Below are 15,135 nucleotides of genomic sequence, written 5' to 3' on the forward strand. Positions count from 1 at the left end.
CGAAGCGGAGACCGGAGTGGCGGGCCGGACCGGCCCGCCACCGTCCGATCAGGACATGTGCGCGGCGAACCAGGCCAACATCGGCTCCGGGCGGCGCTGAAACTCGAGGTAGCCGTCCCAGCGCGCGGTCGTACCCTCGATCCATTGCAGTTGTTTGTCCGCGACCGGCAGGTTGTCGAACATGGTCCGCACGTCGGACGGGTCGGTCAGCACGTCGTCGCGGACCTGGTAGAGCAGGGTGGGGACGTGCACGTTGCGGGCCCACTGCCGAGGGCTGCGGGGTCCGAAACCGATGCCGGTACGGATGCGGATGCGCTCCTCCAGGTCGGCCAGCCGGTCGCCGAGGCCGATCGCGGCGAGACGCCGGCCCATGATCACACTCGCGGTCACCGGCTGCGGGCCGACCAGGCAGCGCACGCCCTCGAACGCGTCCGGGAACAGCGTCATCGCGGCGAACGTGGAGCTGCAGCCGAGGCAGCGGCTGAACAGGCCGATCGCCATGTCGCGGGTGTCCGGGCGGCTGCGGGCGTAGGCGACCGAGCCGGCCACGTCGCGGGCCTCGAGGATGCCGCTGGAGCTGATCCCGCCGTTGGCCGCGCTGGACGTGCCGTGGTTGCGCAGGTCGTAGGCGAGCACGTTGTAGCCGGCGTCGTGCAGGATGCGGTAGTCGGGGATGAGGTCGACCTCGAAGCCGTTGCCGCTGGCGGCCCAGATGGAGTGCCACGGTTCGAGATGGGTGGGCAGGCCGGAGCGGGTGAAGCCCATCGGGTGATTCGCGATGATCAGCCTGTCCGAGCCGGGGGCGGGAATGAACCAGCCCTCCAGCGGTACGCCGTCGCGCGACGGGAACGTGACGTCCTCGAACTCGAGTCCGCGCTCGTCCGGGGTGTGCAGGACGGGTGACCGGGCCTGGAAGCTGAACGCGTCCGCGATCTGGTCCAGGGTGGCCTCCGGGTCCGGCGGTGGCGGTGCGGGGCGCGGGCCGATCAGCGGGACCGCGGCGGCGGCCGAGCCGGCGGCCATCAGGGCGGTGCGACGTGAGATGTGCATGGTGATCTCCTCATCGATTCTCGACGTGGTCGAGTGCCATCGGTTCCAGGAGGTGCGCGCGAGCCGTCAGCTCTCGAAGTGCTCGCGTGCCGCAGCGAGCGCCGCGGCCATGGCCCCGGCCGGGCGCCCGAACGCGGTCGTCGGCGCCGCCGCCGGCCCGGTCCGGACCGAGATCGCGTGCGGATACGCGAACTCCCGCAGCCCCTCGTCCCCGTGCTTGCGCCCGTATCCGCTGTCCCCGCGCCCGCCGAACGGCAGCCCGGGGATCTGCGAGAACGCGAGCGCGTCGTTGACGCTGGTCATCCCGGCCCGCAGCCGCCGGGCGATCCGCTCGCCGTGGTCGCGGCTGAAGACGGCACTGCCCAGCCCGTACCGCCCCGCGTTGATCCGGTCGATCGCCTCGTCCGCGTCGCGGACCCGCACGATCGACAGCACCGGCCCGAACGTCTCCTCCACCGCGGCCAGCGCGTCCGGCGGCACCTCGGTCAGGACGGTCGGCTGCACGTAGCGGCTGCCGTCGCCGGCCGGGCCGCCGACCACCGCGGTCGCGCCGCGGGCCAGCGCGTCCTCGATGTGCCGCTGGATCGCCGGGATCTGGGCGGGCAGCGGGACCGGCCCGATCAGATCGTCCTCGCCGCTGCCCGCGCGCACGGTGGCGGCCAGCGCCGCGATCTTCGCCACGAGCGCGTCGTGGACGGGATCCGCCACGTACGCCACCTCGAGGCTGATGCAGCCCAGGCCGGAGTTCTGCAGCGCGCCCCAGGTGATGTGCGCGGCCGCGAGGTCCAGGTCGGCGTCCTCGGCCACGATCACGCCGTCGTTGCCACCCAACTCCAGCAGCACCGGCGTGAGGCCGGTGGCGCAGGCCGCGGCGACGGCCCGGCCGGAGGCCACGCTGCCGGTGAACGCGACCTTGTCCACCCGGGCCGCGATCAGCGCCTGGCCGGTCGCGGCGAAACCGTGGAGCGTCCGCAGTGCTCCGGGCTGGTCCGGGACCGCGCGGGACCAGGAGCGGGCCAGCCAGTCGCCGACGCCCGGGGTGAGCTGGCTCGGCTTGAGGATCACGGCGTTGCCGGCGGCCAGCGCGTGGATGACGATCGCGCCGGGCGTGGCCAGCGGGAAGTTCCACGGGCCGATGACGGCGACCGCACCGTACGGCAGGTGCTCGACCCAGGCCTCCTGGTTCGCCATGGCCGGTGGGGGCTGGACGGCGCGACGGCCGAGCACGCGCTCCGCATGGTCGATGACGAACGTGAGGTGCGCCAGCGTGGCGAGCACCTCGGCACGGCCGTCCTCGACGGACTTGCCGTTCTCCGCGTGGATCAGCGCGGCCAGTTCCTCGCCGCCGCGGGCGATCTCGCGCCGCCAGGCCCGCAGCCGGTCGGCGCGGCCGTCGAAGCCGAGCGCGTGCCAGGGGCCGGCCGCCGTGCGCGCGGTCTCGACGGCGCGGGTGACGTCGTCCTGGCCGGCCACCGGGTAGCGGGCGAACTCGGCGCCGGTGGCCTGGTCTCTGGTGACGATCTCGGCGCCGGCCGCGGCCGGATCGCCGTCTCGCGTGACGCGCCCGACGCCGGCCGCCGTCAGGTCGGGGCCACGCGTGTGGGGTGTAGCTGTGCTCATCGTTTCCTTCGATCGCTTGCCCGATCCACGCTATCAGCTTCTTGATGAGTATCAAGACCTTGATACGCAATCGAAGGAGTTCCCGGGTGTAAGTTGACCTACCGTGACGCGGGAACCGATCGAGCCGGCCGGCGACGCCGCCATCCTCGGGCGCGTCGCCGCCGGGCTCCGCCGTGCGGACCTGGCCGTGCTGGCGATCAAGGAGCCGCCGCTGCGGCGGATCGGCAACTCCGGGTCGCTCTACTCGATCCTGGCGAACCTGAAGGTCAAGCCGGGCCAGACCGCGGCCGAGCTGGCCCGGGTGGTCGGCGTGACACCGCAGGCGATTCAGCCGCTGGTCGGCAAGCTGGCCGAGCGGGGGTGGCTGGAGCGGCGCACGCACGCGCGGCACGCCACCATCCACGAGCTGCACCTGACCGACGCCGGTCTCGCGGAGGCGGCCAGGGCGGACCGCATCGTCGCCCACCTTGACGACCATCTGCGCACCGAACTCGGCGACGACGACTACGAGCGCCTGGTCGGCCTGCTCGGCCGGGTCGTCGCCGCACTGCCCGGCTGGACCGCGCCGGACGAGGCCTGACCCGCCTCAGCGGTCCCGGCCACGGAGCGGATCATCGCGCCCCGTGGCCGTACCATCAAATGATCTTGATCTGTGGTGTTCTCCGGCCGGGCGTCGCGCCGCCTATCGGCGGCGGAAGATCAACACCGGATCAACCCCGCAGCGGTACGGCCCGGCCGTGCTCCGCACCGGCCGGCATCACCGGACTGCCGTCGGGGTCGCCGCGGCGGCGGAGGTGGCCGCGGCCACCGGATCGGCGCCGGCCAGGATGAGGTAGACCGAGGCGGTCCAGGTCATGCTGAGGTCGCGCAGGCCGGCACCGGTGAGCGCGTCGAAGTTCTCCGCCATGCCCGCGGTGGCGCAGGTGGCCAGGAAACGACGGGTGATGTCGTCGGCCAGGTCCGCGTGCCCGCCGCGGTGCAGACCGTCGATGATCAGCATGGTGGTGGGCGCCCAGACCGGGCCCCGCCAGTAGCCGTCGGAGACGTAGAACGGGCTGTGCGGCGGCTCGGTCGCCAGCCCGTGCGCGGTGACGTAGCCGCCGTCGACCAGCCGTCGCACGCACGCCTCGAACTGCGGCCGGGGCAGCAGCTCGCCCAGGACCAGCGGCATCAGCGTGATCAGGCTGTCGGACACGATCGGCGCGCCGGACACGGTGTGCCGGGCGGTGAAGCGGTCGCCGGTCCAGAAGTGCGCGGACATGATGCGCACGGTCGCGGACGCGCGCTCGCGCCAGCGTGCGGCCTCCGCGGTGCGGCCGAGCCGGTCGGCGATGCGCGCGAGCGTGTGCATCTGCAGTGCCAGGAACGCGAGCAGGTCCGGGCTCTGCACCGGCACGCCGGTGGCGAAGACGGTGGCGTTGTCCCAGCCGGAGTCGTTGCCGTGGTTGTAGGACGGGATGCCGTCTCCGCCGTAGACGCGGTGCGCGAACCACCAGTCGGTCCACCGGGCGAGCGGCGTGTAGAGCGCGTCGATCACGTGTCCGGGCAGTCCGTCGCGGTCCATCAGCCAGCCGATCGTCCAGCCGTGGATCGGGGGTTTGACAAAGTTGCGTTCCAGGCCGGCGTCGTTGACGTAGTCGGGCAGGCAGCCGTGCTCGTCCTGGTGGTCGAAGAGCGTGAGCAGCTGGTCCGCGGCCGCGGCCGGGTCGTGCCACAGCGCCATCGCGTTGAAGCAGTGGTCCCAGCTCCACACGTTCGTCATCCGGTTCTTGGACATCAGCATCGACTCGCGCTGGAGGAACCCGCCGGCCGGGACCATGGCGGCCCAGGTGACGAACGCGGCGATGCCGTCGTCCTGCGAGGAACCGTGCCGGTGCAGCCAGAGCGCGAAATCGGCCGCGGCCTCGGACGCGACGGTGTCGATCGAGTCACCGAGGCCATCAGGGGGTACGGAGCTGCCGTACTCGTCGATGACCAGCAGCGCCGGGCCGGTGACCGATATTCGCGCGCGCGTGTTCCGCACGCCGTCCCAGGCGGAGTCGAGGACGGCGGTGCCCTCGGTGAGCCGGAGCCGGTAGTTGCGGTTGGCGCCGCTGTCGACGTACCGCCAGGCCTCGGTGCTCTCCGGGACCAGCACGTCGTACTGGTCGCGGATCTGGAAGTCGAGCGCGAGCGTGCCGGCGGTGACCCGGACGTAGGCCCTGCCGGTGCCGGCCAGCGCCACGTCGACGCCGGTGGCCGCGCGGGTGAGCCGCAGCAGTCCCGGTCGGACGTCGGCCGTGGGCGTGCCGCCGAGGTCGAGGCGCAGGATCTCCCGGTGGCGGGCGTCGCCGCGGACCGTGCGCAGGTGAAGCCCGTCCACATCGGAGATCGCGAAGTACGAGCCGCGCCGGGAGAACGGGGTGGCGGCGAGGTCGATCGCGAGGGGGGTGGTCATCGGTTCAGCTCTCGATGGTGACGGTCAGGTGGGCGCCGGCGGCGATCCGGACCGGCGTGGCGGGCAGCGTGGTCGCGTGCGGGTAGAGCGCGGCGAGGTCGAGGTCGAAGGTTCTCTCGGAGCCGCTGAGGTTGCGCAGCGTGAAGCTGTCCGGCCGGAAGTCGTAGGAGAGCTGGTAGGCGGCCTGGCCGAGCGTGACCGTGCCGTGCGCGGTCAGCCGGGGCGCGATGCGCAGGTCCGCGTCCAGCGACGGCCGCACGCCCAGGTATTCGCAGATCAGCACCCACGCGTAGACGCACGGGTACTCGTAGTAGTGCGCAGCGCCGTGCCACGGGGATCCGTCCACGTAGTACACGTGGTCCATGTCGTAGCGCTCGCCCATGACGTAGTCGTCGGCCGCGCCCTGCCGGGCGACCGTGCCGAGCTGGTCGGCCAGCATGCCGCCGTTGCCGCGCCAGGACCAGAACGCGGCGTCCCAGCACCAGTAGCGGCCGGCCGCGCACAGGTCGTACGGCCCGCCGTCGCCGATCTCGCTGTCCGTGTAGTCGGCGATCCGCGCGGCCAGGAACGTCGGGAAGCGCTGGAACTCGTCGAGTTCGCGTTCGACCAGCGCGAGCACGGCTGCGGACTGCTTCTCGTCGGCCGCGCCGAACATCACCGGGAGGATGTTGGCCAGCAGGTGGATGTGGTCGTGGACGCGCCCGGACCGGTCGACCCAGTCGGTGAAGCGCGCGTTGCCGGCATCCCAGTATCCGGTGGGCAGCGGCTGGACCAGCGCGCCGAACAGCTGCTTCGCCCGTGCGGTGTAGTGCGCGGCGCGCGCGTCCCGGCCGATCGTCGTCGACAGCGCCGCGAGCAGCTCGAACGAGCGGGCCGCGAGCGCGGAGGCCAGCGTCTCCCGGCCGTCCTTGATCACCTGGTCCTCGTAGTAGACGTCGGACCAGAGCCGGCCCTGCGGGTCGATACAGTCCTCCACACAGGACGCCGCGCCCTCGATGTCCTCGATGTGGGTACGCAGCCAGTCCAGATCCTTGGTGCGGGCGATGTAGAGCCAGATCGACTCCAGCACCTCGACGTTGCCGGTGACCAGGAACATGTTGGCGTTCTCGGTGCCGTCCATGCTGTTGCGGCGCACGTGGTACTCGCGGTCGCCGTCCGGCTGGACCGCGCACGGGTCGCGCCAGAGCTGGGCCGGGTCCTCGCGCATCAGCTTCAGCTGGAGCTCGATCATGCGGCGGACCACGTCCAGGTCCAGCGCGCTGCCCCAGGCGATGCGGCCCTTGATCTGGAACTCGTGGTCGACGTCGGGGTAGGTGCCGACGTACTTGTCCGCGAGCGTGCTGATCACGTAGCCGTCAGAGATCGGGTAGCCGGCCGCACGGGTGCGCTCGACCACGGACGGCAGCATGGTGCCCCAGTAGAAGCCGGCGAACGCCTCCGCGAGCGGCTCCGCGCCCGGGAAGTCGAGCGTGAACTCGGCGCCGTCGACGTCGGCGTGCGGGCGGGTGCGGTGAGCGGTGAGCGTGGCGGTCGTGGCGTGCACCGTGACCAGCACGTCGTCGTCGACGGTCACGGTGATCTTTTCGCCGGGCGCGGTGATCGACCACGACGGGCCCTCGCCGGAGGACAGCACCCAGCACCGGCCGCGTCCGTCTGCCTTCTCCGGCATGGGCAGGACATATCGCCCGTTGTCCGACTCGTCCAGCAGGAACACCGGGCCGGCCGGGAAGCGCAGCACGATGGGCGCGCCGGCGACGGTCCAGGTGCGGTCGTCGTGGCGGCCGAGCGTGCCGGCGACCGGCGTGGGTGGGGCGAGTGTCATCGGTGGATTCCTCTACTGAGCTGCTGACGGGTCTTGCGGGCGTCACACTGGCTCTGTATGTTGCGGGTCTGTAACGCAATCTTGCAATAACTTCTTGCAAGAAAGAAAGTAACACCTCGGCAAGGGCGGCCGGCACCGTCGCCCAATCGGGAGGATAGAGACAATGCACCCAAATCGCATACGGTACGTGGCAGCCGCGCTTGCAGGAGCCACCGTCATCACGCTCAGCGCCTGTGGCGGCGGTAGTGGCGGTGGCGAGGGCCAGGATCTGTCCGCGCAGCAGACGATCACGGTCTGGACCTGGGACCAGCCCGGCAAGGGCCTCGAGGCGGCCGTTCCCGCGTTCGAGAAGCAGTACCCGAACATCGACGTCAAGATCGAGAACGTGGGCAACCCGGCGATCTACGACAAGACCACCACCGGCATGGCCGCGGGCGGCGTCGGGCTGGCCGACGTGATCAACCTCGGCATCGACTACATGGGCAACTACACCGAGACGTTCCCGGACGGCCTGGCCGACCTGAACGCGCTCGGCGCGGACACGATCGCCAAGGACTTCCCGCCCGGCATCTGGGCCAGCGGCTCCGGCGCCGACGGCAAGGTCTACGGCGTGCCGTACGAGGTGAACAGCGCCGCCGTCTACTACCGCAAGGACCTGTTCGCCGAGGTCGGCGTGGACGTCGCGACGCTCGCCACCTGGGACGACCTGCTCGAGGCCGGCAAGAAGCTGAAGGCGAAGAACGGCACGTTCCTGTTCGCCATGGACAAGGCCGCGTCCGAGTCCTCCTCCGCGGACTTCTTCCAGACGCTGTCCCGGCTGCAGGGCACGTTCTTCTTCAACAAGGACGGCAAGATCACGCTCAACGACGCGGGCAGCGTGGCCGCGCTCGACTTCCTCAAGCGCGCCAACGACGCCGGCCTCGTCGCGGACGTCCCCGGCGGCTGGGACAACTTCATGTCGCAGATCAAGGGCCAGGCGAACGTGGCGATCGTGCCCGGCGCGTCCTGGGTCGCCGGCGTCTTCGCGGAGAACGCACCGGACCTGGCCGGCAAGTGGGCCATCCGCGGCCCGCTGGCGATGAAGCCGGGCGGGCAGACCGCGGCGCTCAGCGGCGCGACCTACCTGGCCGTCGCCGGCGCCAGCGAGCACAAGAAGGCGGCCTTCGAGTTCGTCAAGTTCGCGCTGGCCGGCACGGACGGCGCGAAGCTGGTCTACCAGGGCTCCGGGCTGTTCCCGGGCTACATGCCGATGTGGGAGACCGAGGAGTTCAAGGCGCCGAGCACGTACTTCGAGGGCCTCAACGTCAACGAGTTCTTCGTCGGCGAGCTGAAGAAGGAGACCAGCCCCAGCTACTACACGAAGGACTACGCACGCGCGCTCAAGGCGTACACCGACGCGCAGAGCCAGGTGCTGCTCAAGGGCGCCGACCCGAAGACCGCGCTCGACGAGGCCGCCAAGGTGCTCGCCGGGCAGACCAAGCGCGACATCGCCTAGATCCACCGTGACGCGGGCGCCGGCAACGGCGCCCGCACTCCCCCGAGACGAGCACCGATGTCCTACTCACTGCGGACCCGGGCGACGCCGTACCTGTTCCTCGCGCCGGTCCTGATCCTCTTCCTCGCATTCAAGGCGTACCCGGTCGGGTACGCGTTCTACCTCAGCCTCACCACCCGGCAGGGCGGCGCCGACACGTTCACCGGGCTGGACAACTTCTCCCGCGTGCTGTCCGACCCGCTGTTCTGGACGGCGTTCCGCAACACCGCGGAGATCCTGGCCGTGCAGGTCCCGGTCATGCTGGTGCTGGCGATCCTGCTGGCCGTCGCGTTCGACTCGAAGGTGCTCAAGGCCCGCGCGTTCTTCCGGGTCTCCTACTTCGTGCCGATCGTGATGGGCCTGATCGCGTACGGCATCGTCTTCTCCGCGCTGCTCAACTACCAGAACGGCTTCCTCAACTGGGTGCTGACCTCGATCGGGCTGCCCCGGATCTCCTGGCTCGGCGACCCGTTCTGGGCCCGCATGTCCATCGTCATGGCGCTGACCTGGCATTACCTCGGCTACAACGCGGTCATCTACCTCGCGCAGCTGCAGTCGATCCCGCAGGAGCTCTACGAGGCCGCGTCCGTCGACGGCGCGAACCGGTGGCACCAGTTCCGGCACGTCACGCTGCCCGGCCTGCGCCCGGCGATCGTGCTGACCGTGGTGCTCTCCACCATCGGCACGCTGCAACTGTTCGAGGAGCCGTACGTGCTCACCAACGGCGGCCCGGACAACGCCACGCTGACCATCGGCATGTACCTCTACGAGAACGCGTTCAAGTACTTCGACTTCGGCTACGCGTCCGCGATCGGCTACGTGCTGACCGGCATCGTCGTGCTGCTCGCGCTCGCCCAGATGCTCATCCTCCGGAGGCGCGCGTCATGACCAGGCTCTCCGTCTTCCTGACCACGTTCATCGCGCTCGGCGCCGTGATCATGGTGGCGCCGTTCGTCTGGCTGGTCATCGCGACCACGCACACCACCGGCGAGATCTTCTCCACGCCGCCGCACCTGCTGCCCGGCACCGCGTTCTGGGACAACCTGTCCGGGCTGTTCACCGAGAACCGGTTCGGCGACGCGATCCGCAACTCCGTCGTGGTGTCCGCCACGTCCACGGTGCTCGGCGTGTTCATCTGCAGCGCGGCCGGGTACGCGTTCGCGAAGTTCGACTTTCCCGGGCGTACCCTCATCTTCGGGGTGATCCTGGCCTCGATGACGCTGCCGTCGCAGGTCACGCTGGTCCCGCTGTTCCAGATCATGGTGTCCGCCGGCTGGCTGAACTCCTACCCCGCGCTGATCCTGCCCAACCTCGCGGTCCCGTTCGGGATCTTCCTGATGCGGCAGGCCATGCAGGGCGTGCCGGACGAGCTGCTGCAGGCCGCGCGGATCGACGGCGCCGGCGAGGCCCGGGTGTTCTTCCAGGTCGTGCTGCCGGTGATGCGCCCGGCCCTGTCCGCGCTGGCGATCTTCCTGTTCCTCGGCCAGTGGAACGACTTCGTCTACCCGCTGACCGTGCTGCGCACCGCGGACGCCTACACCGTGCCGGTCGCGCTCGCCTCACTGCAGGGGGTCAGCTCCACCGACTACGGTCAGTTGCTGACCGGCACGTTCCTCTCGGTCGTACCGGTGCTTATCCTCTTCCTGTTCCTGCAGCGGCAGTTCGTCGCAGGACTCCTCGCCGGCTCAGTGAAGCAGTGACCACACCTCGGAGGAACGACATGGCGGCAGCCGGCGACGCGGCGCAACCCAAGAAGCGCCGGGCGGCCGGGAGCATCAGCCTCGCCGCCGTCGCCGAACTGGCCGACGTCAGCGAGGCCACGGTCAGCCGCGTGCTCAACCGCAAGTACGGCGTGTCCGCCGCCACCCGCCAGTCGGTCGAGGAGGCGCTGCGCAAGGTCGGCTACGAGCGCCCGCTCGACAGCGAGCTGGTGCTGGTGCTCACGCCGAGCCTGCGCAACCCGATCTTCGCCCAGCAGGCCGAGCGGATCGAGAGCGAGCTGAGCCCCTACGGCCTCAAGACCATCATCTGCCCTGTTTATCCGGGTACGCCGCAGGAGCGCGACTACGTCGAGGCGCTGATCGACTCCGGCGTGGCCGCGATCATCTTCCTGTCGTCCAGCAACACGCTGCGCAACGCCGACCACCGGGTCACCACGCTGATCAGCGCGCGCGGCATCCCCTACGTCAGCATCAACGGCGGCTTCCCCGAGTCCGAGGCCCCGATCGTGTCGACCGACGACGCGCGCGCGGCCGAGCTCGCGGTCTCCCACCTGCACGAGTTCGGCCACCGGCGGATCGGCCTGCTGGCCGGCCCGGTCGGCAACATCCCGGCCGACCGGCGCGTGGACGGCTTCGTCCTGGCCATGGAACGGCTCGGTCTGGAGCGCCCGGAGGACTTCGTGGTCCGCCGGCACTTCAACTTCGAGGGCGGGCAGCAGGCCGCGGCCACGCTGATCGCGCAGGACGTGACCGGACTGGTCGCGTCGAGCGACGAGATGGCGCTGGGCGCCTATCGCGCGGCGGAACGGGCCGGGCTCAGCGTCCCCGCGGACGTGTCGATCATCGGCTACGACGACTCGCCGCTGCTCGACTACACGAACCCGCCGCTGACCACGGTCCGCCAGCCCACCGAGCGCATCGCGGAGAACGTCGCCCGCCTCATCACGTCCCTCATCGCCAACCGCCCGGTCAGCAACGACGAGATCCTCATCGAGCCGGACATCCGCCTGCGCGGCTCGACCTCCCGGGCGCGTACCACGTGACGCATTTCGCCCACAGGGGACTCCATGGCACTTTCCCGGGATATCGCGCGAGAGTGGGCGGCCATAGATTTCTGGTGGCGCCAGGGTGGCGCCGGACAATCCAGAATGGACAGTGCGATGAGTGACAACATCCTCCGCTTCCCGATCGCGCCGGCCGACGAGACCGTCGTGACCGGGACGGACACGGACGGCGACCGCAACGACGACGTGACGGTGGCCGACCACGACCGCAACGGCATCCCCGACGGCAGCGTCCGCCCGTTCCTCCGGGCCGCGGCCTGACCCGGAGGAACGGCAACGGGGTCAGCGCTGCAACGTGAGCAGGCCCGGCCGGTACGGCAGCAGCCCGTAGTCGCCGCCGGAGCTCGGTGAGCGGCCCTGGTAGAGCAGCTGCAGGTTGCAGGCGTCCACGGTCATGGTCTGATCCGCGCTGGTCCGCAGCAGCTCGCCGTGGCTGATGTCGTTGGTCCAGGTGGCGCCGCTGTTGGCCTTGCCGGCGAACGGGTTGCTCTCGCTCGCGGCCTGCGGCGTCCAGGAGCCGCCCAGGCTGGACGCGGTGAACGAGCGGAAGTAACGCCCGTTCGCGCCGATCGCCTCGACGATCATCAGGTACTGGTTCTGGCCCGCGACGCGGTAGACCTGCACGGCCTCGAACAGGTTGTTCGTCGAGTCGCTCATCACCACGGTCGAGCTGCTGCCGAAGCTTCCCGGGAAGTTCCCGATCGGCATGCTCGCCCGGTAGATCTTGCCGTTGTCACCGGCGAAGAACAGGTACATGTTCGTGCCGTCACCGATCACCGCCTGGTCGATCGGCCCGGTGCCCGACCCGGTGATCGTGCCGGAGAACAGCGTCTGCGGCGCCGACCAGCCGTTCGGGTTCGCCGGGTCGCTCGACGTGCGGTAGGAGAACGCCGGCCCGCCCCACTGGTAGGCCAGCACCCACACGCTCTGCGGCGCGAAGTAGAACAGCGACGGCGCGACCGTGCCGGACGACATGGCGTTCTGCGAGGCCGAGGCCATCTCGGACCAGTTCGTGAACAGGCTGAAGTTCATCGAGCCCCAGGTCGTACCGGTGTCGTGGGTGGTGGCGTAGACCAGCTGCCGGCCGTTGTACGGCGCGACCGTGAAGTCCTTCAGCGACACCCACCCCGAGCGCGGGTTCGCCAGCACGCCGGTCGAGCTCCACCGGTACGTCGACGGCAGCGTGCAGGACCCGCCCGGCGGCGGCGTCGTGGGCGTGCCGGACCCGACCCGGACCAGCTGCCACTGCTGGTTCGTCCCGTTCCAGTCCGCGTACTGCACGATGTTGCCGCCGTCCGCGGTGGAGGCGCCCTGCACCTCGATCGCCTTGCCGCTGTTCTGGTTGATCAGCTGGATGTAACCGTCGACGTCCTGCACGGTGAACTGCTGATTGGCCGCGTTGTTGTCGGCCCACTGCACGATCGCGCCGCCGTCTGCCGTCGACCAGTTGTAGACGTCGAGCACCTTGCCGGACAGCCGGGATTTCAGCCGATATCGCCCGTTGCCCGAGTCGGCGAACTGCCACTGCTGCTGCGTGCCGTCGTTGCGGGCCCACTGCGTGATCCTGGCACCGTCCGTCGTGGCCAGGTTGTAGACGTCGAGCGCCTTGCCGCTGTTGCGGTTGACCAGCACATACCACGCACTGGTGTCGATGGTGGCCGCGCTCGCCGCGGTCGCGGTCACCACCGCGGAGGCACCGGCGAGCAACACGGCCGTGACCAGCACGGCCAGGGAGAACAGGGTGCGTCTCATGAAAGCGCCTTTCGGGAGCAGATGAGCGCAAACATAGTCTCTCGTAAATGCCAATTCAAGACCGAAAATCGCTTTGATGATACGACTCGGGTCCACCAAACCGTCACAACAAACAAAAAAACGAATCGATGCCAGAATAAGTGTTATGCGGAACCGTCCGCGCGAGTCGCCCCTGGCCGGGCGCCCGATGCCTTGACGAGAAAGGTACCGGCATCTATGTTTTCGACAGCGTCATTCCGATAAGGAGGCAGCAATGCGGCACCACGCCCGTCCCGGAATCGTCACCACCGGCTGACGACGGAGGCGCGGATGGTCCGCACGGACGACACGGCGCTGGTCTCCGCCGCCCAGACCGGCGACCGGCACGCGCTGGACACGCTGGTCACCGCACACCTGCCGGCCGTCTACACGATGGTCCACCAGGCACTCGGCGGCACACCGGACGTCGACGACGTGGTCCAGGACGTCATGGTCCGCGCACTGCACCGGCTCCACTCGCTGCACTCCCCCGACAGCTTCCGCCCCTGGCTCGCCGCCATCACGGTCCGCCAGATCAGCACCTACCTGCACCGCCCCGACCGGCACCCGGCCCCGGCCGACACCGCGAACGCGGCCGGTTCCCGGGGCACGGCAGCTTCCCGGGGCGCGGCCGGTTCCCGGGGCGCGGCCGGTTCCCGGGGTGCGGCCGGTTCCCGGGGTGCGGCGGCTTCCCGGGGCGCGGCGGAGACCGGAAATGCGGTGGAGGCCGGGGACGTGGTGGCAGCCGGTCTCGACGGGCCCGACGACGATCCGGCGGACGCCGGATTCGAGGGCGAGACGCTGCTGCGCGTGGAACTGTCCGCGCAACGCCGCCGGTTGCAGCGGGCGAGCCGCTGGCTCGACCCGGACGACCGCGCACTGCTGTCCCTGTGGTGGCTGGAGACCACCGGCCGCCTGTCCCGCCCGGAGCTGGCCACGGCACTGGGCATAAGCGTGGCGCACGCGGGCGTGCGTCTGCAGCGCATGCACGGGCAGCTGGAGACGAGCCGATCGCTGGTGGCCGCGCTGGACGCCGGTTGCGCCGCGCTGCGCGCCGGGACCGCCGGATGGGACGGCGTACCGAGCCCGCTGTGGCGCAAACGCCTGTCCCGGCACGTCCGCGCGTGCGACGCCTGCACCGCCGCCTCGGACGGCCTGGTGGCACCCGACCGCCTGCTGCCCGCGTTCGCGCTGCTGACCGTGCCCGCGACGGTGACGGCGGCGGTCCTCGGAAAGTCGATCACCGCCGGCGCCTCCGCTACCGCGGCCGGGTCGGTGGCCGGCGCCGGATCGGTTGCCACCACCTCCGCAGCCGCCACCGGCTCCGCTGCTGGCGCCGGCTCTGCGGTCGGTGCCGGTACCAGCTCCGCGGTCGGCGCTGGATCCGCGGCAAGCGCCGGGTCAGCGGCCGGCGTCAGCACTGCGGCCGGTGCGGTGAAGGCGGGTGTCCTGGCCCAGTTCGTGCAGCTCGCGGCCGTGCATCCGATCATCGCTACCGTCACCGCCGCCACGCTCGCGGCCGGTACCGTCGTCGCCACCGCCCAGCTGACCTCCCCCGCACCGCCCGGGACCGCGGCCGGCACGACGGCGAGCAGCACCCCGGCCGCCACGATCACCGGCCCGGCGAACACGCCACCCTCCGGCACCGTCGCACCGGACACCGGTCGGGGGCTCGCGCCGGGCCCGGTGTCGCTGGAAGCGGCGAACGCGCCCGGCCGGTATGCGGCCACCAGCGGCTTCCTCGGCGTGCTGGCCCCGGTCGCCCCGGACAGCGACCCGGCCCTGCGGCGACTGGCCACGCTGGACGCGGTGCCGGGCAACGCCGACCCCGCGTGCTTCTCGTTCCGCATCGCGGACGGCCGCTACCTGCGGCACTCCGACTGGCGGATCCGGCTGAGCCTGGACAACGGCACCGCGCTGTTCCGTGGCGACTCCACGTTCTGTCCGCGTCCCGGGTCCGCCGCCGGCACGATCGCGCTGGAGTCGTCGAACTATCCGGGCTGGTTCCTGCGGCACCGCGGCGACGAGCTGTGGGTGGACCGGTCCGACGGCGGCGCCGCGTTCCTCGCCGACGCCTCGTTCACGGTCCGCGCACCGCTGGCCTGACGTCGCGGATC

12 protein-coding genes are annotated in these 15,135 nt (G+C 70.7%); 7 read left to right on the forward strand and 5 right to left on the reverse strand.

Annotated elements, in window-relative coordinates:
• Window positions 1-48: 48 nt before the first annotated feature.
• Together OP04_RS23595 and OP04_RS23600 are read right to left on the reverse strand one after the other, a co-directional pair.
• Entirely contained in the window at window positions 49-1,050 is a 1,002-nt protein-coding gene (locus OP04_RS23595; RefSeq protein ID WP_232323708.1) for an alpha/beta hydrolase, read from the reverse strand.
• Window positions 1,051-1,116: 66 nt separating this feature from the next.
• The gene (locus OP04_RS23600; RefSeq protein WP_051798785.1) at window positions 1,117-2,670 is read right to left on the reverse strand and encodes an aldehyde dehydrogenase family protein; all 1,554 of its coding nucleotides are present in this window, start codon (window positions 2,668-2,670) and stop codon (window positions 1,117-1,119) included.
• Window positions 2,671-2,773: 103 nt separating this feature from the next.
• Here OP04_RS23600 and OP04_RS23605 point away from each other — a divergent pair, with 103 nt between their 5' ends.
• Window positions 2,774-3,250 carry a MarR family winged helix-turn-helix transcriptional regulator gene (locus OP04_RS23605; RefSeq protein WP_198153954.1) on the forward strand — a complete coding sequence of 159 codons (477 nt, stop codon included), beginning with the start codon at window positions 2,774-2,776 and terminating at the stop codon, window positions 3,248-3,250.
• Window positions 3,251-3,427: 177 nt separating this feature from the next.
• Here OP04_RS23605 and OP04_RS23610 read toward each other — a convergent pair whose 3' ends face one another.
• A complete protein-coding gene (locus OP04_RS23610) occupies window positions 3,428-5,107 on the reverse strand; it encodes an amylo-alpha-1,6-glucosidase (protein WP_033342003.1) in 1,680 nt (559 codons plus the stop codon).
• 4 nt (window positions 5,108-5,111) lie between these two features.
• A complete protein-coding gene (locus OP04_RS23615; RefSeq protein WP_051798787.1) occupies window positions 5,112-6,929 on the reverse strand; it encodes a glucosidase family protein in 1,818 nt (605 codons plus the stop codon).
• 187 nt (window positions 6,930-7,116) lie between these two features.
• Between OP04_RS23615 and OP04_RS23620 the strand changes: the two genes are divergently transcribed.
• From OP04_RS23620 to OP04_RS53560, 5 genes are all read left to right on the forward strand, one after another.
• Entirely contained in the window at window positions 7,117-8,424 is a 1,308-nt protein-coding gene (locus tag OP04_RS23620) for an ABC transporter substrate-binding protein (RefSeq protein ID WP_051798788.1), read from the forward strand.
• Window positions 8,425-8,481: 57 nt separating this feature from the next.
• A complete protein-coding gene (locus OP04_RS23625) occupies window positions 8,482-9,351 on the forward strand; it encodes a carbohydrate ABC transporter permease (RefSeq protein WP_051798790.1) in 870 nt (289 codons plus the stop codon).
• Window positions 9,348-10,163 (forward strand): carbohydrate ABC transporter permease, encoded by an 816-nt coding sequence (locus OP04_RS23630; RefSeq protein WP_033342005.1) that lies wholly within the window; start codon window positions 9,348-9,350, stop codon window positions 10,161-10,163. Before OP04_RS23625 ends, OP04_RS23630 begins: the two co-directional genes overlap by 4 nt.
• Window positions 10,164-10,183: 20 nt before the next feature.
• Complete coding sequence (locus tag OP04_RS23635) at window positions 10,184-11,227, forward strand: LacI family DNA-binding transcriptional regulator (protein ID WP_051798792.1); 1,044 nt, start codon at window positions 10,184-10,186, stop codon at window positions 11,225-11,227.
• 117 nt (window positions 11,228-11,344) lie between these two features.
• A complete protein-coding gene (locus OP04_RS53560; protein WP_157240227.1) occupies window positions 11,345-11,509 on the forward strand; it encodes a hypothetical protein in 165 nt (54 codons plus the stop codon).
• Between the two features lie 21 nt (window positions 11,510-11,530).
• Here OP04_RS53560 and OP04_RS23640 read toward each other — a convergent pair whose 3' ends face one another.
• Entirely contained in the window at window positions 11,531-13,000 is a 1,470-nt protein-coding gene (locus tag OP04_RS23640) for a non-reducing end alpha-L-arabinofuranosidase family hydrolase (protein WP_033342006.1), read from the reverse strand.
• Between the two features lie 309 nt (window positions 13,001-13,309).
• On the opposite strand from OP04_RS23640, the gene OP04_RS23645 reads away from it, so the two are divergent.
• Entirely contained in the window at window positions 13,310-15,124 is a 1,815-nt protein-coding gene (locus OP04_RS23645) for a sigma-70 family RNA polymerase sigma factor (RefSeq protein ID WP_033342007.1), read from the forward strand.
• Window positions 15,125-15,135: the final 11 nt, after the last annotated feature.

This window comes from Catenuloplanes japonicus (assembly GCF_000717135.1).
Lineage (GTDB): Bacteria > Actinomycetota > Actinomycetes > Mycobacteriales > Micromonosporaceae > Catenuloplanes > Catenuloplanes japonicus.